The 21,641-nt window shown below is 66.6% G+C and carries 19 protein-coding genes and 8 pseudogenes; 15 read left to right on the forward strand and 12 right to left on the reverse strand.

Going from position 1 to position 21,641, the window contains the following annotated elements:
- The first annotated feature begins 5 nt into the window (after positions 1 to 5).
- Positions 6 to 964, forward strand: a pseudogene (argB, locus tag E6W36_RS04110) (acetylglutamate kinase).
- Here argB and E6W36_RS04120 read toward each other — a convergent pair.
- The 4 genes and pseudogenes from E6W36_RS04120 to E6W36_RS04130 all read right to left on the reverse strand — a co-directional run bounded on the left by E6W36_RS04120 (position 949) and on the right by E6W36_RS04130 (position 3,778).
- Positions 949 to 1,787, reverse strand: a pseudogene (locus tag E6W36_RS04120) (DUF2336 domain-containing protein). The pseudogenes argB and E6W36_RS04120 sit on opposite strands and share 16 nt — an antisense overlap.
- Entirely contained in the window at positions 1,699 to 2,205 is a 507-nt protein-coding gene (locus E6W36_RS17765; protein ID WP_246048106.1) for a hypothetical protein, read from the reverse strand. Before E6W36_RS17765 ends, E6W36_RS04120 begins: the two are co-directional and overlap by 89 nt.
- Entirely contained in the window at positions 2,202 to 2,858 is a 657-nt protein-coding gene (locus E6W36_RS04125) for a GGDEF domain-containing protein (RefSeq protein WP_222873842.1), read from the reverse strand. Before E6W36_RS04125 ends, E6W36_RS17765 begins: the two co-directional genes overlap by 4 nt.
- Positions 2,813 to 3,778, reverse strand: coding sequence for a PAS domain-containing protein (locus E6W36_RS04130; RefSeq protein WP_222873843.1), 966 nt, complete (start codon positions 3,776 to 3,778; stop codon positions 2,813 to 2,815). The genes E6W36_RS04125 and E6W36_RS04130 overlap by 46 nt, the downstream gene beginning before the upstream one ends.
- A gap of 134 nt (positions 3,779 to 3,912) precedes the next feature.
- On the opposite strand from E6W36_RS04130, the pseudogene E6W36_RS04135 reads away from it, so the two are divergent.
- Together E6W36_RS04135 and dapD are read left to right on the forward strand one after the other, a co-directional pair.
- Positions 3,913 to 4,630, forward strand: a pseudogene (locus tag E6W36_RS04135) (pyrimidine 5'-nucleotidase).
- A 5-nt stretch (positions 4,631 to 4,635) separates the two neighbouring features.
- A pseudogene (gene dapD / locus E6W36_RS04140) lies at positions 4,636 to 5,458 on the forward strand (2,3,4,5-tetrahydropyridine-2,6-dicarboxylate N-succinyltransferase).
- Positions 5,459 to 5,511: 53 nt separating this feature from the next.
- On the opposite strand, the pseudogene E6W36_RS22960 reads toward dapD, so the two are convergent.
- Positions 5,512 to 6,143: pseudogene (locus tag E6W36_RS22960) on the reverse strand (cold-shock protein).
- Positions 6,144 to 6,520: 377 nt separating this feature from the next.
- Between E6W36_RS22960 and dapE the strand changes: the two are divergent.
- The 5 genes and pseudogenes from dapE (at position 6,521) to E6W36_RS04170 (ending at position 9,588) form a co-directional block, all read left to right on the forward strand.
- Positions 6,521 to 7,810 carry a succinyl-diaminopimelate desuccinylase gene (gene dapE, locus E6W36_RS04150; protein ID WP_222873844.1) on the forward strand — a complete coding sequence of 430 codons (1,290 nt, stop codon included), beginning with the start codon at positions 6,521 to 6,523 and terminating at the stop codon, positions 7,808 to 7,810.
- Entirely contained in the window at positions 7,767 to 8,135 is a 369-nt protein-coding gene (locus E6W36_RS04155) for a hypothetical protein (RefSeq protein ID WP_222873845.1), read from the forward strand. The genes dapE and E6W36_RS04155 overlap by 44 nt, the downstream gene beginning before the upstream one ends.
- A complete protein-coding gene (locus tag E6W36_RS04160; RefSeq protein ID WP_222873846.1) occupies positions 8,081 to 8,269 on the forward strand; it encodes a hypothetical protein in 189 nt (62 codons plus the stop codon). Before E6W36_RS04155 ends, E6W36_RS04160 begins: the two co-directional genes overlap by 55 nt.
- A gap of 34 nt (positions 8,270 to 8,303) precedes the next feature.
- A pseudogene (locus E6W36_RS04165) lies at positions 8,304 to 8,749 on the forward strand (Fur family transcriptional regulator).
- Between the two features lie 14 nt (positions 8,750 to 8,763).
- On the forward strand, positions 8,764 to 9,588 hold the full coding sequence (locus E6W36_RS04170) for a lysophospholipid acyltransferase family protein (protein ID WP_222873847.1): 825 nt from the start codon (positions 8,764 to 8,766) through the stop codon (positions 9,586 to 9,588).
- 179 nt (positions 9,589 to 9,767) lie between these two features.
- Here the strand turns inward: E6W36_RS04170 and pheT are convergent.
- The 4 genes and pseudogenes from pheT to rpmI all read right to left on the reverse strand — a co-directional run bounded on the left by pheT (position 9,768) and on the right by rpmI (position 13,915).
- A pseudogene (gene pheT, locus E6W36_RS04175) lies at positions 9,768 to 12,153 on the reverse strand (phenylalanine--tRNA ligase subunit beta).
- 3 nt (positions 12,154 to 12,156) lie between these two features.
- Positions 12,157 to 13,229 (reverse strand): annotated as a pseudogene (gene pheS, locus E6W36_RS04180) (phenylalanine--tRNA ligase subunit alpha).
- Positions 13,230 to 13,273: 44 nt separating this feature from the next.
- A complete protein-coding gene (gene rplT, locus E6W36_RS04185; RefSeq protein ID WP_222873848.1) occupies positions 13,274 to 13,663 on the reverse strand; it encodes a 50S ribosomal protein L20 in 390 nt (129 codons plus the stop codon).
- A gap of 51 nt (positions 13,664 to 13,714) precedes the next feature.
- Positions 13,715 to 13,915 carry a 50S ribosomal protein L35 gene (gene rpmI, locus E6W36_RS04190; RefSeq protein WP_222873849.1) on the reverse strand — a complete coding sequence of 67 codons (201 nt, stop codon included), beginning with the start codon at positions 13,913 to 13,915 and terminating at the stop codon, positions 13,715 to 13,717.
- A gap of 448 nt (positions 13,916 to 14,363) precedes the next feature.
- Between rpmI and E6W36_RS04195 the strand changes: the two genes are divergently transcribed.
- Both E6W36_RS04195 and E6W36_RS20305 read left to right on the forward strand, forming a co-directional pair.
- On the forward strand, positions 14,364 to 15,119 hold the full coding sequence (locus tag E6W36_RS04195) for a TraB/GumN family protein (RefSeq protein WP_222873850.1): 756 nt from the start codon (positions 14,364 to 14,366) through the stop codon (positions 15,117 to 15,119).
- Complete coding sequence (locus E6W36_RS20305; RefSeq protein ID WP_222873851.1) at positions 15,071 to 15,277, forward strand: TraB/GumN family protein; 207 nt, start codon at positions 15,071 to 15,073, stop codon at positions 15,275 to 15,277. Before E6W36_RS04195 ends, E6W36_RS20305 begins: the two co-directional genes overlap by 49 nt.
- A 5-nt stretch (positions 15,278 to 15,282) precedes the next feature.
- Here E6W36_RS20305 and E6W36_RS04205 read toward each other — a convergent pair whose 3' ends face one another.
- Positions 15,283 to 16,083, reverse strand: a complete 801-nt coding sequence (locus E6W36_RS04205) for an inositol monophosphatase family protein (RefSeq protein WP_222873852.1) — start codon at positions 16,081 to 16,083, stop codon at positions 15,283 to 15,285.
- Positions 16,084 to 16,327: 244 nt separating this feature from the next.
- The gene (locus E6W36_RS17775; RefSeq protein ID WP_246048107.1) at positions 16,328 to 16,558 is read right to left on the reverse strand and encodes a hypothetical protein; all 231 of its coding nucleotides are present in this window, start codon (positions 16,556 to 16,558) and stop codon (positions 16,328 to 16,330) included.
- Between the two features lie 41 nt (positions 16,559 to 16,599).
- Between E6W36_RS17775 and E6W36_RS17780 the strand changes: the two genes are divergently transcribed.
- A complete protein-coding gene (locus E6W36_RS17780) occupies positions 16,600 to 17,355 on the forward strand; it encodes a metal-dependent hydrolase family protein (protein WP_246048108.1) in 756 nt (251 codons plus the stop codon).
- Here E6W36_RS17780 and E6W36_RS17785 read toward each other — a convergent pair.
- Positions 17,335 to 17,679, reverse strand: coding sequence for a hypothetical protein (locus E6W36_RS17785; RefSeq protein ID WP_246048109.1), 345 nt, complete (start codon positions 17,677 to 17,679; stop codon positions 17,335 to 17,337). The genes E6W36_RS17780 and E6W36_RS17785 overlap by 21 nt on opposite strands.
- A 28-nt stretch (positions 17,680 to 17,707) precedes the next feature.
- On the opposite strand from E6W36_RS17785, the gene E6W36_RS04215 reads away from it, so the two are divergent.
- From E6W36_RS04215 to E6W36_RS04230, 4 genes are all read left to right on the forward strand, one after another.
- On the forward strand, positions 17,708 to 19,042 hold the full coding sequence (locus tag E6W36_RS04215) for an imm11 family protein (RefSeq protein WP_281277440.1): 1,335 nt from the start codon (positions 17,708 to 17,710) through the stop codon (positions 19,040 to 19,042).
- A gap of 55 nt (positions 19,043 to 19,097) precedes the next feature.
- Positions 19,098 to 20,237 (forward strand): glycosyltransferase family 4 protein, encoded by a 1,140-nt coding sequence (locus tag E6W36_RS04220; protein WP_222874393.1) that lies wholly within the window; start codon positions 19,098 to 19,100, stop codon positions 20,235 to 20,237.
- 254 nt (positions 20,238 to 20,491) lie between these two features.
- Positions 20,492 to 20,971, forward strand: coding sequence for a glycosyltransferase (locus E6W36_RS04225; protein WP_222873854.1), 480 nt, complete (start codon positions 20,492 to 20,494; stop codon positions 20,969 to 20,971).
- A 66-nt stretch (positions 20,972 to 21,037) separates the two neighbouring features.
- The gene (locus E6W36_RS04230) at positions 21,038 to 21,640 is read left to right on the forward strand and encodes a glycosyltransferase (RefSeq protein WP_222873855.1); all 603 of its coding nucleotides are present in this window, start codon (positions 21,038 to 21,040) and stop codon (positions 21,638 to 21,640) included.
- The last annotated feature ends 1 nt before the right edge of the window (position 21,641 follow it).

The following is a 21,641-nucleotide window of genomic DNA, read 5'->3' on the forward strand; positions in this document are numbered from 1 at the left end:
CTGCGATGCCGGAGGCCGAATTGGGCAAAGAGTCGTCCAACAGTCCAAACCCCGTTGATCTGGCCAAGGCGGAAACGCTGGTCGAGGCGCTGCCGTACCTGCGCGCCTACGCCGGCAAGACCTTCGTCATAAAATACGGTGGCAACGCCATGGGCAGCGACTCGCTGTCCGACAGCTTCGCGCAGGACGTGGTGCTGCTGAAGCGCATCGGCATCCATCCCGTGGTGGTCCACGGCGGCGGGCCGCAGATCGGGAACATGCTGGGCCGGCTCGGGATCGCCAGCAACTTCGTCGACGGCCTGCGCGTCACCGATGCGGAGACAGCCGAGGTCGCGGAAATGGTCCTCGCCGGCTCGATCAACAAGGACGTGGTAAGTTCGATCAACCGCGCCGGCGGCACCGCCGTTGGCCTGTGCGGCAAGGATGCGCATCTGGTGACGGTCAAGCGCCTGACCCGCACCAAGCGCGATCCGGAGTCGAACATCGAGCGGGTGATCGACCTGGGTTTCGTCGGCGAACCGGACGGCGTCGACCCGACCTTCCTCGAGATGCTGCGGCTGTCTAACGTCATTCCGGTCATCGCGCCGGTGGCGGCGGACGAGCACGGCCAGACCTACAACGTCAACGCCGATACCATGGCCGGGGCCATCGCCGGGGCGCTCAAGGCCGCGCGCTTGTTCCTGCTGACCGACGTGCCCGGCGTGCTCAGCAAATCCCGGAGCTCCTGACCGATCTCACGCCGGACCACGTGCTGGAGCTGATGGCGGACGGCACGATCCAGGGCGGCATGATCCCCAAGTTGGAGACCTGCCTGGCGGCGCTGCGTCAGGGCGTCGATGCCGCCGTCATTCTGGACGGGAGGGTGCAACACGCCATGCTGCTGGAAATCTTCACCAAGCGCGGGGCTGGCACCTTGGTGACGCGCGGCCGCACGCCGGACGCCGCCACTCAGCCCTCGAGGTAAGTCTCGAGCAGCCACTCCATCTGGTCGACCTTCATCGGGTAGTCGACACCGCCCTTGGGCGTGACCAGTTGGTTCGGCACCACATGGGCAACATGCTGCTGGATTTCATAGGCTGTGCGGGCGCTGAGACCCGCCTTCCAGCACAGCGCCATGATGGCCCGACCAATGCGCGAGGCGATGATCGCGCGCGCAGGCTCGAGCCCGAGACCAGACGCCAGCCCGAGCGCCGCCGTGATCACACCGGCCTGGTTGCGGGCATCGATGGCCTCCATCACCCATTTGTCACCGAAGCTGCGGTCGGCGATGACCTTACGCGCCGTTTGCTCGCAGGCTTCCAGCGAGGAGCGCCGACTTTCTCGCTCTCGATGCGCTGTCGCACCGTGAGCAGCAGGTCGCGCGCGATGTTCTCCGGAACATTATGCCGCGCGATCATGCGATCGACGAGGTTGGCGGCCACGAACCCTGCAATACGCTTCATGGCGCGCGCAGAGATATTGGCGCGCATCACCAGCGGCTCGTGCCAGCTTTCGACGGACGGCGCGCCATCAAGGATGAGATCCAGCGTATCCTCGCGCATCTGCGCGTTCGGGTTGCCCAGCAAGGCCGCGACGGCGGCGATGTCGCCGGTGCGCACCAGGGCGTCGCTGACCGCCTCGGACACGGTGCTGCGGCGCGAAATCGCTGCAAGCGCCTCGCTGACGCGGGTGGCGGCGATGATTTCCGTGAGGTCGGTATCATTGAGGAGGGGCGAATATTCCAGGATCGGCCCGCAAACCGAAAATGCAGGATCGTGCGCAAGCTGCAGGGCCAGCGCGCGCGGGATCCGGGGTCGTTTTGACGGCCTCGGCCAGCAGGGCCCGTACGCGGACGGTCTGATCGTCAGCCAGCGCCTGCACGATGGCGATCGCCTGTTCGCGCAATTGTGCCTTCGCGCCCTGACTGAGGTGCGGCAGCAGGCGGTGGATGCGTCGCGCCAGTTCCGCACGGACTTCCTCCTGGTCATCCTCCGAGAGGATGCTGTCCGCCTGCGCCGGCGTCGAGTCGTTCTGGGCAACGGCGGTACGCACCTTGGCCGTGCCGTGACGCGCCAGATAATAAAGCGCCTCGCCGGGCGCATTGGGGTTTTCCGCCAGAGTCAGTTGTGCGACTTCGTCGCCGCTCTCGAGAATCGCCAGCGTCTGGGCGTAATCCAGCCTGCCGGCAAAGCCCGGTTTATCGGTCTGACGAACGGCCTTACTCATGCATCCTCCTGCTCGAACCACTGCGCACCGTCACGGCCAGCGCGCTTCACACGATACAGCGCGGCGTCCGCGCGTTTGAAAAGGGCGGTCAGATCGTCGCCGGGTCCCCGCAGGGCAGCCATCCCGATCGAGAGCGAGAGCCCCATGTCGATGACCGCCTGCGCGGCGATATTCTGACGCAACGTCATCGCGACGCGCTCGGCGCCGGACTGCGTGCAACCATCCAACCAGATGGCGAATTCATCGCCACCGATCCGCGCGACCACATCGTGACCGCGGGTCGCGGTCGTCAGCATGGTCCCGAGCATGGCGAGGGCGCGGTCGCCGGCGGCGTGACCGAAGCTGTCGTTCAGCGTCTTGAAGTTGTCGAGATCGATGACCATCAGCACACCCTGGCCGCCCGAGCGGCCGAGGCTGGCGATACGGCGGCCGATCTCGCCCTCGAACGCGCGCCGGTTGGCGAGACCGGTCAGCGAATCCGTCAGCGACAGCCGCTCGAGCTCGAGATGCTGGGCCGACTGTTCGATGGCGATCGCCACATGATCCGCAAGGCGGCAGAGCAGGTCGCTGTCTTCATCCAGCCAGGCGCCATGCGAGCGCTCGACAATCAATTCCCCGTTGATCTGCTCCCCGATCCGGCATGCCTGCTGCAAGCGGATCGGCGATTCGACACCCTCCGGCAAGGCCCCGAGCGCACCTCGCCCATCCGCCAGAGCAGGCGGCAGGAATCGGCCTCAAGCGCCTGCGCGATGCATTCGACCGCGCGCTGCAAGGCCTTGCCCGGCCGGACCTCGGCACGGATCATGTCGACGATCCGCCGGGCGAGCTGTTCACGGCGGCGGATCGCATCCAGCCTCTGCGAGGCAAGTCGCGCCTCGGTCACATCCCGGGCGATGCCGCGCGCGCCAACCCACGCGCCGCTGTCGTCGAACACCGGCACAGCCGATACCGAGAGGCAAACCAGCGCGCCGTCCGCGCCATGGAGCCAGACGTCGGTCGGCGATTTCGGCTCACGCGCGCAGAAGCACGCCGCCGCGTTGCTGCCGAACTCGCTCGCGTAGCGCCCATTCAACGCCCAGGGCTCATAGCCGAAAGCGCCGCGGCTGCTGACGAAACTGAACCGGCCTTCCCCATCGGTCGCCCAGGAAAAGTCACCCGAGGCCTCAACCAGCGCCTTGTACATGGCACGGGAGTCCTTGAGGGCGCCGATCAAACGCTCCCGCACCGTAAGATCGGTCGCAAAAGCCCAGACCAGCATATGGCCAAGATCGTCTTTCACCGGCCACAGGTTGAGGTGCCAAACATGCGCGGGCTGCGCCTGGATGGCCACTTCACTGGCGCGTGCCCGGCCATCGACCTGCACAGCCAGCGCCAGCCGCTCCAGAGCCGTGACAGCGGCGGCATTAATGACCAGCGCCTCCGCGGCGGCATTATGCGCGACAATCCGCCCCGCCGTGTCGATCAGCAGCGAAGGGCCGGGCGCGCGCTCGACCATGTCGCGCACACCAAGCCCAAGCTGCGGCTCGGCGGCTTGCCCATCAATGTGAGCGGCGACCAGCGGTGCGCTGCGCATGTGTGTCTCGTCTCCCCGGCGCATGCGAATGTGCATGGAACCCAAGCGTTAGCGCTTCGCCCTTAACAGGGGCCTAAGTGGCTGGTAGGACAGCGCTGGTTTTTCTCCGTGCGTGAAATTTTGTCTCAAAAACCATGCCTCCACTCGACGCAGACGCACGCCAGCCGGCGGGCGGCGTTAATCTTGGTGTGATCGACACTTGGATTTTCGATCTGGACAACACGCTCTATTCGCCCCGCTGCGACCTGTTCGGCCAGATCGACGTCCGCATGAAGGCCTACATCGCCCGCCTGCTCGACATCCCGCCCGCCGACGCTCGGGTCATCCAGAAGCGCTATTTTCATGACCATGGAACCACGCTGCGCGGCCTTATGGACCGGCATCATGTTGATCCTGCGCATTTCCTCGATTTCGTGCATGACATCGACCTGAGCGTGCTCCGTGTCGATTCGGCCCTGACGCAGTCCCTGGCGCGCCTGCCCGGTCGACGCCTGGTGTTCACCAACGGCGACGCCCCTATGCTCGCCGCGTGCTCGATGCGCTCGGACTATCCGGGCTGTTCGAGGATATTCACGATATCTACGCCACGCAGTTCGTACCCAAGCCGAGCGCGAGCGCTTATTCGACCCTGCTTGAGCGCTTCGGCATCGATCCGGCGCGCGCCTTGTTTGTCGAGGACATGGCGCGCAATCTGGCACCGGCCAAAGCGCTGGGCATGACGACGGTCTGGATCAACAACGGGTCCGAAAAGGTGCGGACGACGCACACCCGGACTTCATCGACCTTGAGATCGACGATGTGGCGCACTGGCTACAGTCGGTCACCGGAAAATTTGCAGGAGAACCCCAGTGAACGACATGACCGCCCTCATCGATCTGGCCTGGGAGCGGCGCGCCGACCTGAAACCGGGCAGCGACCCACGCCTGGAGGCCGCCGTTGATGCAGCGCTGGCCGCGCTGGACTCAGGCGCGGTGCGCATCGCCGAGCCGGGGCCGGACGGCTGGACGATCCATACCTGGCTTAAAAGGCCGTCTTACTGTCGTTCCGCCTGAACGACATGGCGCTGATATCCGGCGGGCCGGACGGCGCGCCCTGGTGGGACAAAGTGCCCTCCAAATTCGCCGGCTGGGACGCCGGGCGCTTCGCCGCAGCCGGCTTTCGCGCCGTCCCCGGCGCCATCGTGCGGCGCGGCGCCTATATCGCGCCGGGCCGTGCTGATGCCGAGCTTCGTCAACATCGGTGCCCATGTGGGGAAGGCGCGATGATCGACACCTGGGCGACCGTCGGGTCATGCGCCCAGATCGGCCGTAACGTCCACATTTCCGGGGCGCCGGCATCGGCGGCGTGCTGGAGCCGCTGCAGGCCAACCCGGTCATCATCGAGGACGACTGCTTCGTCGGCGCGCGCGCCGAGGTCGCCGAAGGCGTGATCGTCGAACGCGGGTCTGTGCTCTCGATGGGCGTCTATCTCGGGGCGTCGACCAAGATCGTCGACCGTGCAACCGGGGACGTGTTCATGGGCCGCGTGCCCGCCTATTCGGTGGTGGTGCCGGGCAGCCTGCCAGGCAAGCCGCTGCCGGACGGCGCACCAGGCCCGTCGCTCTACTGCGCCGTGATCGTCAAACGCGTGGACGCGCAGACGCGCGCCAAGACCGGAATCAACGAGCTGCTGCGCGATTGACGGACGCCGCCCCGCCGAGGCTCCGATTGGAGACTCGACGGGGCGTCGCGCGACTATTCGTCGTCGTCTTCGAAGCGGCGCTTGCCGCCCGCTGGTGCAGCGCCGCCGCCTCCGCGACGGTCATCACCGCCGCGCGGGCCGCCGCGGTTGAACCGGCCGCCACGCCCACCGTCGTCGAATTCCGGACGCGGGGCAAAGCCGCCTTCGCGATCGAACCCACCGGGACGCGGACCACGGTTGAAACCACCGCCGCCGCCGCCAGCGCCTTCGCGGTCGAAGCCGCCGGGGCGCGGGCCACGGTTGAAGCCGCCGCCGCCGCCTTCACGGTCGAAGCCGCCGGGACGCGGGCCACGGTTGAAGCCGCCTTCCGGACGCGGGCCGCGGTTGAAACCGCCGCCGCCGCCCGGGCCGCCTGGACCGCCCGGACCACCAGGACGGCGATCAAAGCTGCGTTGCGGGCGTTCCTGATATTCAGGCCCGCCAGTCACGACAATATTGGTTGCTGCAACTTTGCCGGGGCGCGATTCGCCCAGTTCATATTCTACTGTCTGATTTTCCATCAGCCCTTGCAGGTTGGACTGATGCACGGCTGTGATGTGTACGAATACATCCGGCCCCCGTCATCGGCCTGGATAAATCCATAACCTTTCTCCGGGTTGAACCACTTAACCTTGCCCGTGGCCATTCACTTCCTCATGCGGTCTTCATAATGCGCCTGATCCTCAAGGCGCACGTCATCGATAGAAGGCAGGCCCGGATCATTGCATACTCTATAAAACGCTTTTGTCATGACGGAAAGGGCGATTCTGACACGATTTTCCAAGTTCTGCCCCGTACGGAAAATTGGCGATACGGTCGAGCAATGGCTGTTCGGTCTGCGGTTTGACGTACCCGGCAGGCTGCTAGAGCCTTTCCGACTGAGCTTGAGGCACTTGTGTTAAAGTGCCTCAAGCGAAGGCGATAAGAAAGGCTCTCACTCTTTGCGTAGACCCTTCTTGTCCGTTTTTGATTGCCTCGCAAAAGTGATTCAATCAAAAACGGGAAGGGTCTAGCGAGAGCCATATGCCTCGCGATGATCGTTCGACCAACCTCACTCCCCAGCGTGCCGCTGTCGTCGCCCTGGCGCAGGCGCTGATCCGCCGCCCTTCCGTCACGCCGGAGGACGCAGGCGCGCAGGACCTGCTGGCCGCGCGCCTTGCCGAGCGTGGCTTTCGCGTGGAGCGCCTGCGTTTTGGCGCGCCGCCGCACGGTCCGGTCGACAACTTGGTGGCGACCATCGGTTCGGGCGGGCCGCACTTCTGCTTTGCAGGGCACACGGATGTGGTGCCGCCAGGGCCGCGCGACCGCTGGAGCGTCAATCCGTTCGCGGCGACCGTTGAGGCCGGCCGCCTGATCGGACGGGGTGCAGCCGACATGAAAGGCGCGATCGCCGCCTTCGTGATCGCCACCGAGCAGTTTCTGGGCGCGCAGGACGGCGCATCATCCGGCACGATCAGCCTGCTCATCACCGGCGACGAAGAGGGGCCGGCCCAATACGGCACCGACCCGACGCTCGCCTGGATGGAACAGCATGGCGTGCGGCCAGACGCGTGTCTGGTCGGGGAGCCGACGAGCGCGCACCACCTGGGCGACACGGTCAAGATCGGCCGCCGCGGCAGCCTGAATGCGGATCTCGTCGTGCATGGCGTACAGGGCCATGTCGCCTACCCGCAGCGGGCGGACAATCCGATCGACCGGCTGGTGCGCGTGCTCACGGCGCTGAAGGAGCGGCCGCTTGATGGAGGATCAGCGCGATTCGACCCCTCGAACCTTGAAATCACGACCATCGACATTGCGAATCCGACGGAAAATCTCATTCCGGGTCAAGCTTTTGCGCGCCTGAACATCCGCTTCAACGACCAGCAGCATAGCCGTGATCTTGTCGCCTGGCTGACCGAGGAACTGCGCCGACACGCGCCCAACCACGATCTCGCGGTGCGCGTCTCCGGCGAGTCGTTCATCACCGAGAGCGGCGACCTGCCCGGGATCATTGCGGCCGCGATCGAGGCGCACACCGGGCTGCGGCCGGAGCTTTCCACGTCCGGCGGCACATCCGACGCCCGCTTCATCCGGCGGATGTGCCCCGTGGTCGAGTTCGGCCTGCCCGGAGCCACGATGCACAAGGCCGACGAGCAGGTGCGGCTGGACGATCTGGACACGCTCGTCGATATCTATCGATCCGTGCTGCAACGCTTTTTACCGTGGCCAAAGCGTCATGACGCCGTTCAGCGCCTTTGCCGGCCCGGTACGCGGCATGCGGGCGCTTGCGATGTTCGAGCGCACTGGCTTCCAGGATTTCAGCCCAAGTCTTGAGGGGTTCCGGCAGTCCTGGTGGACCATGCTCCTGGCCTTGCCGTTCACGCTGGTCTCGCTCAGCAGCCTCAACCTGCTGCAACAGCGCATGGGACGCGCGCCGGAAAGCCTGAGCCTCAATCTCATCGAGGATCTGGTGGGCTGGTTGGTTTACATCGGCCTGTTCATCATGGTCGCCCGATGGCTGGGGCGCGCCCGTCTGGTGCTGCCGGCGATCATGGTGCTGAACTGGGCGCGGCTGTGGGGGCAATGCTGGCGGCACCGCTCTACATGCTGGTCGGGTTCGACGTCATCGACCGTGCGAGTTTCGCGCTGCTGCTGCTGACGCTGCTGGTCTACACGTTTGCGCTCGATGTCTTCATTGTCTGGCGCGCGCTCGACATTCCATTCACGCAGGCGCTGCCAATCGCCATGTTCGAAGTCATTCTGGACGTTGGCGTCGCGCTGATCTTCGATTAACCTGCCCGTAAACCGGGTCAGCCAAGAGGACGCCATGGGCAAGGAACTCGCGACAACGGCATCACCGCTGGAAACGCTCTGCGTGGATCGCGGCATGCGCATGACCGATCAGCGCCGGGTCATCGCCCGCGTGCTCTCCGATGCGACAGACCACCCTGACGTCGAGGAAGTCCATCGCCGCTCGATGAGAATCGATCCGCGCATTTCCATCGCCACGGTCTATCGTACGGTCCGGCTGTTCGAGGAAGCCGGCATCGTCGACCGCCACGACTTCCGCGACGGCCGCTCGCGCTTCGAGCCGACCAGCGAGGCGCACCACGACCATCTGATCAACATCGAGACCGGCGAGGTGCTCGAGTTCCGGGACGAGCAACTCGAAGAACTGCAAAGATCATCGCCGAGCGCCTGGGCTTCCGCCTGGTCGACCACCGGATGGAACTTTACGGTGTGTCGCTGAAGCGCACCAAAGACGTGCAGTAACGACACCCCAGTCCATGGCCCAGAGCGCGCTCCTCAAGCCCTTCTCGCCGGAATTCGATCACGATCTGCGCGCCATCCGCGCTTTGGCCTGGTCCACACTGGTCGGCATCACCATCCTGCCGACCCAGGCCTGCATCGTCCGCTGGCTGCCGGACACCAGCCCGCGGATTCCGCGCGCCTTCCACAAGGTCTTCTGCCGGGCGATCGGGCTGAAGCCGCAAATCGTCGGCGCACCGGCCAAGGACGCCGCCACCCTGTTCGTCGCCAACCATGTCTCCTGGCTGGATATCCCGTTGATCGGCAGCCAGGTACTCGGCTCGTTCGTTGCGCGTTCCGATCTCGCCGGCTGGGGCATGTTCGGCACGCTGTCCAATCTGCAGCGCACCATCTACATCCAGCGCGAGAAGCGCTCGACCGCCGCCCAGCAGAGCGACGAGATCGCCGACCGCTTGAACGCCGGACAGAATGTGATCCTGTTCCCGGAAGGCACCAGCTCACCGGGCCTGCGGGTGCTGCCGTTCCGGTCATCGCTGTTCTCGGTCGCGGAGCGCGCGCGGGCGGACACGCTGATCCAGCCGGTCTCGATCGGCTACACCCATATCAATGACATGCCCATCACCCGCGCCGCACGGCCCAAGATCGCCTGGATCGGCGACATGGACCTGCTACCCCATGTGTGGGAGGCGATCGGCCTCGGCACCATCCGCGCGACCGTGATGTTCCACCCGGCGGTGCGGCGCGGCGACATCGCCAACCGCAAGGAGCTGGCGCGCCACTGCGAGGCTCAGGTCTCCGAAGGGCTGGAGGCGATCAACCGCCATCGGCTGGACCGGGATTAGACCTGTGCGCGAATGATGCTTCCTTCCCCATCGGGGAGGGGACCGCCCGTCTGGGTGGTGGAGGGGCGGGCGGATACCTGGCGCTTTTGGCAACCCCTCCGCCCGTCTTTCAAACGGACACCTCCCCTTAAAGGGGAGGATTTTTATTCCGCGCACAGGTCTCCTAGAACGTGATGACCCTAGGCCCGCAGGCGCGCGCCGGTAGCCTTGGCAGCGGCATCGACAATCTTCGCTGATAGCGCCGTCAGGTCCGCGTCCGTGAAGCTCGTGTCCTTCGGCTGAAGCGTCACGGCGACGGCGAGCGACACATGCCCGTCCTCGACGCCCGGCCCGGCGAAGCGGTCGAACAGGCTGACATCGATGATGGTCTGCTTGTCGGTGCCGCGGATCGCCTGGATCAGCTTGGCCGACGGGAGGTCGGACGGTACGACGAACGCAAAATCGCGGGTCACCGCCTGCAGTACCGGCGGCGTATAGACCGGGCGCGCCCGGCCGCTCGCCTTCGGCAGCGGGATAGCGTCCAGGTAGACCTCGGCGGCGATGACCGTCCCGTCGAGGTCGAACGCCTTGAGGATCGTCGGGTGCAGTTCGCCGAACGCCGCCAGCGGCTGGGTCGGCCCAAGCCGCAGCACGCCCGAGCGCCCCGGGTGGAACCAGCCGGGCGCATCCATGGTGACCTGCGCACGCTCGGCGGCAAAGCCTGCAGCCTCAAGTGCCGCGAGCGCCTCCGCCTTGGCGTCGAACACATCGAAGCGGCTTGCCTTGGGGCGGTCCAGTGGCGTCCCTGCTTGTCGCCGGCGGCCAGCAGGGCAGGGTCAGGCGTTCGAAGCCATCGTCCATGGCGCGGTAGCGCTTGCCGAGTTCGAACAGCCGGACACTGTCCGCGCCGCGGTCGCGGTTGCGCTGGGCGGCGCGCGCCAGCCGGCGAGCAGGGTCGGCCGCATGACAGCAAGGTCGGCGGAGATCGGGTTGTCGAGCGTCCAGGCACCGCCGCCGAACGGTGCGGCATCCTCGGGCGCAATGAAACTCCAGGTGATGGCCTCGGCGAAGCCGCGCTGCCATGGTGCGGCGCACCCGCTTCAGGCGCGCCTGCACAGGCGTCGCCGTCGGTTTGGCGACACCATCCGCGCGCGGCATCGGCGCAGACGGGATATGGTCGTAGCCAACGAGGCGCAGCACCTCCTCGACCAGGTCCGCCTCACCCTCGACGTCCTTGCGCCACGACGGTACCCGGACCGTCCACGGTTCGTCATCGGCCGATACCGTGAAGCCCAAACGCTCCAGGATGGCGCGCTGGTCCGCCGCCGGTACGGCAAGACCGCCCAAAGCCAGCGTGCGCGCCGGGCGGTAGGCGATGGTGCGATCGAAGCGCGGCGATGCTCCCGCCAGTATCGATTCGCTCGGGGTCCCGCCGCACAGGTCGAGGATCATGGCGGTCGCCAGCGCCAGGCCGTCGTCAAGCCCCGCGGGGTCGACGCCGCGCTCGAAGCGGGCGCGCGCATCGCTGTTGAGGTTGAGCGCCCGTCCGGTCTCGCCGATCCGCACACTCTCGAACAGCGCGCACTCGATCAGCACGTCGGTGGTCGCCTCGGTGCAGCCGGAATATTCGCCGCCCATGATGCCGCCTAGACCAAGCACGCGCGCGTCGTCAGCGATCACGACCATGGCCTCGCTCGGAGCATAGGTCTTGCCGTTCAGCGCCTCGAAGCTGTCGCCCGACCGTCCGCGCCGGGCCGTGACCGCGCCAGTCAGCCTGGCGAGATCGTAGACGTGGAGCGGCCGCGCCCGATCGATCATGAGATACTGCGTAACATCGACCAGTACCGAGATCGGCCGCAGCCCAATGGCTTTCAGGCGGCGCTGCAGCCAGTCCGGCGACGGGCCGTTGCGCACGCCGCGCACCACGCGGCCGAGGAACGCCGGGCAGCCGTCCGGATCGTGGGTGTGAACGGCAATAGGGCAGGCAAAGTCACCCGCGATCGACGGGGCAGCAGGGGTCTTGAGCGTGCCGAGGCCGGCCGCTGCGAGATCGCGGGCGATGCCGGCGACGCCCAGGCAATCCGCGCGGTCCGGCGTGATCGCGATGTCGAACACCGGGTCGTCCAGGCCGATCCAGGCGGCGAACGGCGCACCAGGCGGCGCATCGGCGGGCAGATCGAGTATCCCGTCATGGTCCTCGCCGAGTTCCAGCTCGCGCGCCGAGCACAGCATGCCGTGGCTCTCGACGCCGCGGATCGCCGCGACCTTCAGCGTGATGCCGCTGCCGGGGATGTGCGCGCCGGGCGGCGCATAGGCGACCTTCATGCCAGCGCGGGCATTCGGCGCGCCGCAGACCACCTGCACCGACTGCCCATTGCCGGTATCGACCTGGCAGACGCGCAGCTTGTCCGCATTGGGGTGCGGCACGGCCTCGACCACATGCGCGATCCGAACCGGCGCGAGCTTGTCTGCCGGGTTCTCGATGCCTTCCAGCTCGAGCCCCAGTTCGGTCAGCTTGCGGCCAATCTCGGCCGGTGAAGCGTCGGTATCGAGGTGATCCTTCAGCCAGGACAGGGTGAATTTCATGGTTCAGGCTCCGATCCCGCCCGACAGGGTCGGAACGTCAAGGAAGGAGAAGCCGTAGTGCCGCAGCCAGCGCAGGTCGGCATCGAAGAAGGCGCGCAGATCGGTCATGCCGTACTTCAGCATCGCCAGCCGGTCGATCCCGCAGCCGAAGGCGAAACCCTGATATTCGGCGGGGTCGAGTCCGCAGGCGGCGATCACCTTCGGATGCACCATGCCGCAGCCCAGAATTTCCAGCCAGCTTTCGCCCTGGCCGACGGTCAGCTTCCCGCCCTCCCACGAGCACTGCACGTCCAGCTCGGCCGAAGGCTCGGTGAACGGGAAGAAGCTCGGCCGGAAGCGCGTCGTGACCGCATCGACCTCGAAGAATGCCTTGATGAACGTCTCCAGGCACCAGCGCAGATGACCCATGTGGGTATCGCGATCGATCACCAGGCCTTCGATCTGGTGGAACATCGGCGTGTGCGTCGCATCCGAGTCGCAGCGATAGACCCGCCCAGGCGCCACGATACGGATCGGCGGCTTCCGCTCGAGCATGGTGCGCACCTGCACCGGACTGGTGTGCGTGCGCAGCAGCATGCGCTCGCCCGCCGGATCGGCCGGGAAATAGAAGGTATCGTGCATCGCTCGCGCCGGGTGCTCGGGCGGAATGTTGAGCGCTGTGAAATTGTGCCAGTCGCTCTCGATCTCCGGCCCCTCGGCGACATCGAAGCCGAGGTTGGCGAAAATCTCGGCCAGCTCGTCCATCACCTGCGAGATCGGGTGGACCGCGCCCACGAGCGCCGCCAGCGCCGGCAGGGTGACGTCGACCCGTTCGGTCGCCAGCCGCGCATTCAGCACTGCGGCTTCCAGATCGTCCTTGCGCTCGCTGATGAGTGTGGAAATGCGCTCGCGCAGGCCGTTGAACAGCGGCCCTTTCGTCTGCCGTTCGTCCGGCGACAGCGTGCCGAGCGTTTTCAGCAACTGCGTAATGCTACCGGATTTGCCGAGGGCGCGCACACGTCCTCGACAGCATCCAGGGTCTCGGCCTGCGCGATCGCGTCTATCAACGCGCGCTCAAGGCTCGCGATATCGTCCATGCCGCCCTCCGCTGTCCGCCGCGACACTTGCGGCGGCGCACCGTTTACGCTGCGGCTTCGGCGCCTTCAACACCGGCGGCGAGCAGCGCCTCACGCGACTTCTCGACCAGCGCGGCAAAGCCTTCCGGCTCCAGCGAGGCGAGGTCGGAGAGGACACGGCGATCAAGCTCGATGCCGGCGAGCTTCAGGCCATGCATGAAGCGGCCGTAGGTGAGGCCAAGTTCGCGCGCGCCGGCGTTGATGCGCTGGATCCACAGCGCGCGGAAGTTCCGCTTCTTCACCTTGCGGTCGCGATAGGCGTATTGCCCGGCCTTTTCGACCGCCTGGCGGCCGACGCGGACAGTATTCTTGCGGCGACCATAATAGCCCTTGGCCTGGTCCAGCAGCCGCTTGTGGCGAGCACGGGCGGTAACGCCCCGTTTTACACGTGCCATGTGATAATTCCTTGCAGATCGATGGTCAGAACGACGGGATCGGGCCAGCCCTTACAGGCCGTAGGGTGCCCAGACCTTCATCTTGGTAGCATCCGACTCCGACATCAGAGCCGTGCCGCGGTTCTGGCGGACCTGTTTTGCGGTCCGCTTGATCATGCAGTGTCTTTTCCCGACCTGGCCGTGCTTGACCTTGCCGGAGGCGGTGGCCTTGAAGCGCTTCTTGACCCCGCTCTTGGTCTTCATCTTGGGCATTTTGCTTATCCTTTCAAAACTGAAAGAGGCGCTAGGCCAACGGCCGCACCACGCATCAAGAGTCGACTCGGCAGCCCGTACTGGCCGGCCGACTCATCCAGAAGGCGCGAGGCTATACACAGGCCGAATGAAAAGCGCAATAACGCACGCGCCCAGGCAGTGGGTCATGATAAGGGCCTGCACTATGGCTCATTGCCGTACGTGCTGCACGGTTTGCCCCGGATGCTCGTGTCCCGAATCTGAAATCCGTTACACCCAATATCAGGCATGGCTGGATTTCAGATTCGAGAAGGACATGAGCAAGATATTGTTTCGTGTGTCGTTTTCAGAATCGAAGTTCGCTTGATCGTCCGATATCATGATGGAGCGAACTTCGATTCCACGACACTAGCAGCGCGTTAAAACTTTCCGGCCACTGTACCGGCGAACCCTGTTTCTAGAGGCTCCCATGCTCCACCTCCTGCGCCGACTCTGGCTGGTCCTGCTGCTTGGCCTGGCGCCTGCCCATGCCCAGCCGGCGGATCAGCCCGCGATTACAACGCCGACCAAGGCGACACCCGCGCTCTGGCGTGCGACCGGCCCCGCGGGCGCGATCTACCTGTTCGGGACCATCCATCTGCTGCCCCCGGCGCTTGCCTGGCGCACCCCGGCCTATGAGCAGGCGCTCACGACCTCGAACCGGCTGATGCTGGAGCTGGACGAGCGCAACCTGAATCCGGCCGTGCTGCAGCCGACGATCCTGCGGCTTGGCCTGCTGCCGGAGGACCGGTCGCTGCGCGACGAGCTGGGCGACGAGCTTTATAATCAGTTGAGCGACGCCGGCGCGCAGGTCGGCGTGCCCGAGGTCACCCTGCGCCGGATGCGCCCGTGGCTCGCCGCCGTCAGCCTCAGCGCCATCGCCGCCACCCGCATGGGCCTGAACCCGGAAGCAGGCGTCGACCGCGCGATCCTGACCCAGGCGAATGCGCTTGGCCTGCCGGTCGAGGGGCTGGAGACCGCAGACGAGCAGTTCGTGCATCTCTCCCGGCTGGATGGCGACGCCGGGCGGGCGCTGGTGAAACAGACCGTCGACGATCTGCGCGACGCCCGGACCCTGTTCGACCGCCTGCTGGTCGCCTGGGCCAGCGGCGATCCGGTGCTGCTCGAAAGGAACTGGTGGACCGGGCAGCCGAAGAATCGCCGGTCATCAACGAGGAACTGCTGATCGCCCGCAACCGCAACTGGCTGCCCAAACTGCGACAGCGCTTGCTGGAACCGGGGACCACTTTCGTCGCGGTCGGCGCCGGGCATCTGGTCGGGCCGGACGGGCTGGTGGCGATGCTCCAGGCCGAAGGTGTGAAGGTCGAGCAGATCGCGCCGTAAGTCCGTCAGCCGAGGATTGGCTTCAGCAGGCGTGCGTCGCCGACGGCCAGTACTCGGCCGTCACTCTCGGCCGTCAGTGGCCGGCCGGACCAGTCGACGATTGCCCCGCCCGCGCCCTCGATCACTGGCGCAAGGGCGGCAAAGTCATGCAGCTTCAGCCCGGACTCGGCGACGACGTCGAGGAAGCCGGACGCCAGATAGCCATAGTTGCAGCAGTCGCCGCCATAGATGGTCTGGCGGGTGGCATCGCGCAGCTGCTCGAACAGCGGCACATCGGCGCTCGGGAACAGGTCCGGTGAAGTGGTGGCGAAATAGGCCTGGCCCAGATCGGCGCAGGCGCGGGTCCGGCACGGCCTGCCGTTGAACAGGGTCGGGCGGTCCGCAACGCCAACCCAGCGGTCGCCGGTGATCGGCAGATCGATGACGCCGATGACCGGGCGGCCCTCGTAGAGCACGCCGATCAGGGTGCCGAACAGCGGCCGGCCGGTGATGAACGCGCGCGTGCCGTCGATGGGATCGAGCACCCAGGTCCAGGTCGGGTCCTCGCCATCCGTGCCATATTCCTCGCCGATGATGACGTCGGCGGGGCGGATCGCGCGGATCAGCTCGCGCAGCAGCGCCTCCGCCTCGCGGTCGGCCAGCGTCACCGGGCTGTCGTCCGACTTGGCATCGACCGCGACATTGGTGCGGTAATAGCGCCGCAGCACCGCGCCGCTGGCGTCGGCCAGCCGCTCGGCGAGCTGGGCGATCGTGTCGGGGATCAGCAAGAGAGCCTCGTCATCCTGGTGTCTAAGCGCCAGCGCCATGCCGCAATCCTTGCACGGGGAAAGCCAAATCGACGCGCCAAAGCGCGTAGCTTCCCATTACTGCGGCGGCATTGCCACGGGCTTAAGCAAGCCGGTTAATGCCTGCGCACGCCTCTTGGAAAGCGCCGCCTTTTGCGCCACCCTGTCGCATGTTCGGCCCGGGAGGGCCGAGCCGACAAGGGAGAGTTTATGAAGTCTCGTCTGCTGGCCTGCGCGGCCTCGCCGCCGCTTTCGCCGCCCCGGCCTATGCCGCCGAACCGCTGGTCGTCGTCCATGCCGGCCAGTTGTTCGACAGCGCCGCCGGCACGTTCGTTGCGGACCGGGCGGTGCTGATCGAGGGCGGCATGGTCACGGCGGTCCAGCCCTGGCGCGGCTTTGCCGTGCCGGCGACGGCGAAAGTGGTCGACCTGAGCGGCCAGTGGGTCATGCCCGGCTTCATCGACCTGCACACCCACATCACCGGCGATCCGACCATCCCGCCCTACGAGCTACAACATCACGCCAGCCCGCGCCGCCGTGCTGGGCGCTGCAAACGCGCGCAAGACCCTGCTGGCCGGCTTCACCGCGATCCGCGATGTCGGCTCGGCCGGCTACGGCGACGTGGCACTGCGCGACGGCATCAACGCCGGCGAGATTCCCGGCCCGCGCATCTTCGCCTCCGGCCCGGCGCTCGGCATCACCGGCGGCCACTGCGATGAGAACAACCTGGCACCCGAATACCGTTTTTCCGCTGAAGGTGTCGCCGACGGGCCGGACGCGGTGCGCGCCATGATCCGCCGCAACGTCAAGTTCGGCGTCAACCATATCAAATTCTGCGGGACCGGCGGCGTGTTCTCGAAGGGCACCGACCCTGGCGCGCCGCAATATTCCCAGGAGGAAGTGAACGTGCTGATCGCAGAAGCCCATGACCACAAGCGCCGGGTTGCCGTCCACGCCCATGGCGCAGAAGGCATCAAGCGCGCGATCCGCGCCGGAGTCGATACCGTCGAGCACGCCAGCTACATCGACGACGAGGCGCTGCGCATGGCCAGGGCCGCCGGCACCTTCGTCAACATGGACATCTACAACGGCGACTACACCGAGGCCGAGGGCAAGAAGAACGGCGTGCCGGAAGAATCCATGCGCAAGAACCGGGAGACCACCGACATCCAGCGCGAGAACTTCGCCAAGGCGGTCAGGATGGGCATCAAGCTGCCGTTCGCCTCCGACTCAGGGGTCTACCCCACGGCGACAACCCCAGGCAGTTCGCCATCATGGTCCGCTACGGCATGACCCCGCGCAGGCGATCCAGTCCGCCACCGCGGTCGCGGCGGACGCGATCGGCGACAGGACGCTGGGCGGCATCGCCCCGGCAAGGTCGCGGACCTCGTGGCGGTGAGCCGGGACCCGCTGGCGGACATCCGCGCGCTGGAACAGGTCAACTTCGTCATGAAGGCCGGCCAGGCCTATCGCGGTACCTCCGCCCAGTGCGCCGCCGCCCCGCCGCCTGGCCGTGCGCGCAGCCTTGAGCACGCGCACCGCTCTTGCTGCCTGAGCCCGCTCGAACGGCGGCTGGATGAAGCGGTAGCAGTGTCGGCGATCATGGTGCAGAGGCATAGGACGGGGCAGATATGACAGTGCGCGTATGGCATCTACAGGCGCAGGAAGACCAGCCGCCATTCACCTGGCTGAGCCGGCCGGAGGATGCGCCCGCGCTGCCGCCGGGGAATGGACCCCGCCCGAGGCACCGCGCATCCTGTTCGACTTTACCGGCGATCTGGCGGACAGGGCAAACTTCCACGGCGCGGAGAAACTGCTGTCGTGGCAGCATATCCTTCAGAATCAGCCCGGCACGCTGCTGGTCTCCGATCGCATGCTCGGCATCCTGCGTGATGCCGACCCGGCGGGCATCCGCTACGCCCGCGTCGAGACGGTGCTGCGCGACGCCAGCGGCTGGCGCCCAGGGCCGCCCTATTGGCTGATCGAGGCGGTGCGGGTTGTCGACGCGCTTGACTATGAGCGCTCGCGCACGCGGCTCGAGACGTTGAGCGATGGCCGGCCGTCGGTGGTGCTGCGCGAAGGGTCGATGATTTTTCGGGCGTCGGACGTTGGCGACGCCGTCATCTTCCGCCAGCGTCACCTGGATTGCTTCATTGTGACCGATCCGCTGAAGCATATCATCGGCAACGCCGATATCGGCCACTATTGGGCCGACATGGGCTTTGTCGCGGATGCAGCAGTGCGTGAAGTAGTCTGGGCACTAGCGGTGTTTGACGACCAGATCAGGTCCACTTGGTTGAACAAGCCACCCTATCCATATCCCGGGCCGCTAGCGGGGCAGCCAGGAGCGGTACGTTACGGCAGTGGCCTGCCGGCAATGGAGCAACCGCCGCGTTTCCTGTTCGATCTGCGCAGCGATGCCGAGTGGCTGGAGCACCGCAGCGATCCGGACGCACCGCTGGTCTGGTACGATATCATTAATGATATCGGGCTTTGGTTGGTTTCCGATCGCCTGATGCGTCTGCTGCTGGAGATCGACCCCGGCGCGTTCGACTGTGTGCGCGCTGAGACCATCCTGCGCCTGGATGACGGCGACCATGAGGGGCCGCCCTATTGGCTGTGCGATGTCGTCCGCATTGTCGAAGCCATCGACGTTGCAAAGTCCAACGCAAGTTTTGAGGAAATTGGCCAAGGCCTCATTTCTTTAAGGTGCCCACCGGGCGATGAGGTTTTCCGCCGGCAAGACCTGGGCGGTGCCAAGATTTTCAGACAGCTCAACGGTCATCGTATCTACGTGACCGACAGTGCCAAGTTGCGGATCGAACAAAGCGAATTTGTCGGTTTTGGTTTTCTTACAGGGGGCGCATCGATGACAACGATATCCAAGGTTGATGCCGCTCCCGCCGCCTGGCTGCGCGCGCCGCACCCCTGCCGGCATCCTGCGCAAAGCAGCCGCAAGTTCGCCACGATTGGCGATTAGGGCCGGCAGGTCTTTCACCCGTTCCGGACGTCCATGCTCGCTCCCCACCTCGCCCCTGTTTCCGCCCGGACTGCGGGTCGCGCTGTTCTCGGGCAACTACAACTATGTGCGCGACGGCGCGAACCAGAGCCTGAACCGGCTGGTGGCGTTCCTGGAGCGCCATGGCGTGCCGGTGCGCGTCTATTCGCCGACCATCGACCCGCCGGCGTTCCCGCCGACCGGCACGCTGATCTCGGTGCCCTCGGTGCCGGTGCCGCGCCGGCCGGAATACCGCATCGCGCTCGGTCTGCCGGCGAAAATCCGCCGCGATGTCGAGGCGTTCGCGCCGACGCTCATCCACCTCTCCGCGCCGGACCTGCTCGGCTGGGGCGCGCTGGCGCTGGCTGAAAGACTGCGCATCCCCGCCGTCGCTTCCTTTCACACCCGGTTCGAGACCTATCTGCGCTACTACGGGCTGGGCTGGCTGGAGCCGTTCGTGATCGCCCGGCTGCGCCGCTTCTACGGGCGCTGCCAGGCAGTGCTCGCGCCGTCCGAGAGCATGGCGGCGGAAATCCACGCCCAGCGCCTTAGCGAGAATGTGCGGATCTGGAGCCGTGGCGTCGACCGTGCGCTCTACAACCCGGACCGGCGCGACCTCGGCTGGCGACGCGGCCTCGGCATCGACGATGCGGAGCCGGTGGTCGCCTTCGTCGGGCGGCTGGTGCTGGAGAAGGGCCTGGAGGCGTTCGCCGGCACCCTCGACGCCCTGCGCGCGCAAGACGTGCCGCACCGCGCCCTGGTCGTCGGCGACGGGCCGGAGCGCGCCTGGATGCAGCAGCGCCTGCCCAGCGCCGTGTTCGCCGGCTTCCAGACCGGAGAAGCGCTGGCGCGCGCCTACGCCAGCAGCGACATCTTCCTCAACCCCAGCGTCACCGAGACCTTCGGCAACGTGACGCTGGAGGCCATGGCCAGCGGCGTGCCGGCCGTGTGCGCCGATGCGACCGGCGCGCGCTCGCTGGTGCGCCACGGCACGACCGGCTTCCTGGTGCCGCCGCGCGAGCCGGACGGTTTTGTCGCCCCGGTGCGCCAGCTCCTGACCGAGCCGGCCCTGCGCGCCGACATGGCGGCGGCCAGCGTCGCGGCGTCCGCCGACTTCACCTGGGATGCCATCATGCTCGGCGTCGTGGATGCCTACCGGGATGCGCTCGCTGCCTGACATTGCGCCCGTATTTGGGGTAGTGGGTCATCTTGAATAAACCGCTCGTGGTGAGCTTGACGAACCACGAGCCGCTCAACCCTTCGTCCAGCTCAGGGTGAGCGGCAGAATTTCAAAATGACCCACTACCGTATTTGGCCTCGGTCTTGCCAGAATTGGCGGGCAGAAGCGCACCATGCCGTTGATTCGCACGAGGCGCCGTACCCTGTGAAGATCGTCGATGTCGCTGAATTCTATGCCGATCTGGGCGGGGTGTGCGCACCTACATCAACCAGAAGCTCGCCGCCGCCCACGCGCTCGGCCACGAGGCGGTGATCATTGCACCCGGCCCGCACGACGCCGAGGAGCACCGGCCGGACGGACGGATCCTCTGGGTCGCCAGCCCGCACGAGCCGCTCGACAAGCGCTATTACCGCTTTGTCGACCAGGAGAAGATCTGGCGCCTGCTCGACGCCGAACGGCCGGACGTGGTGGAAGGCTCCTCCCCTGGTACGGCGGCCGCGCGGTCGCGCGCTGGCCCGGCACGGCGCTCAAATCCTTCATCGTCCACCAGGATACCGTGGCGGTCTATCCGCACACCCTGCTCGACCGCTGGCTGCCGGTCGGGACGGTCGACCGCCTGTTCGGCTGGTTCTGGGCCTATCTGCGCCGCCTCAACGCCCGCTACGACACCACGATCACCGCCGGGGCCTGGCTGGGCGACCGGCTGCGCCAGCACGGCCTTCGCGATGTGACCGCCGTGCCGTTCGGAATCGACAAATCCCGCTTTTCGCCCAGCCTGCGCGACCCCGATCTGCGGCGTGCGCTGCTGGAGCGCTGCGGCCTCGGCGGATGCGACCCTGCTGCTGACGGTCAGCCGCCACCACCCGGAAAAGCGGCTCGGTATGCTGGTGCGCGCGGTGGCGCGCGCCAATGCGCAGCGCCCGGTCGGGCTGGTGATCGTCGGTGACGGGCCGACCCGCGCCTGGACCGAGCGGGCGGCCCGGCGGGTCCCCACCGTCCATATCGCCGGCATCGTGCGTGACCGGCAGCTGCTCGCGCGCATGATGGCGAGCGCGGACGCCCTGCTGCACGGCAGCGCCGCCGAGACCTACGGGCTCGGGATTGCCGAGGCGCTGTGTGCCGGGCTGCCGCTGATCGTGCCGAATCGCGGCGGCGCGGTCGATCTTGCGCACCCGGCCTATGCCGAAGTCTATGCGCCGGGCGATGCCCGCGATGCCGCACGGGCGATCCTGCGGATGGCCGCGCGTGACCGCGCTGCCACGACGCAGGCGGCCCGCGCCGCCGCCGTGTCGCGCGTGCAGACGCCGGAGGCGCATTTCATGGCGCTGTTCCAGCATTATGCCGCCGTCCTTGCTGCACGCGGCCAGGCACCGCACGACGCGCTCGTCAGCGCGGCATGAG

The sequence above is a fragment of the Hankyongella ginsenosidimutans genome (assembly GCF_005144965.1).
Taxonomy (GTDB): Bacteria; Pseudomonadota; Alphaproteobacteria; order Sphingomonadales; family Sphingomonadaceae; genus Hankyongella; species Hankyongella ginsenosidimutans.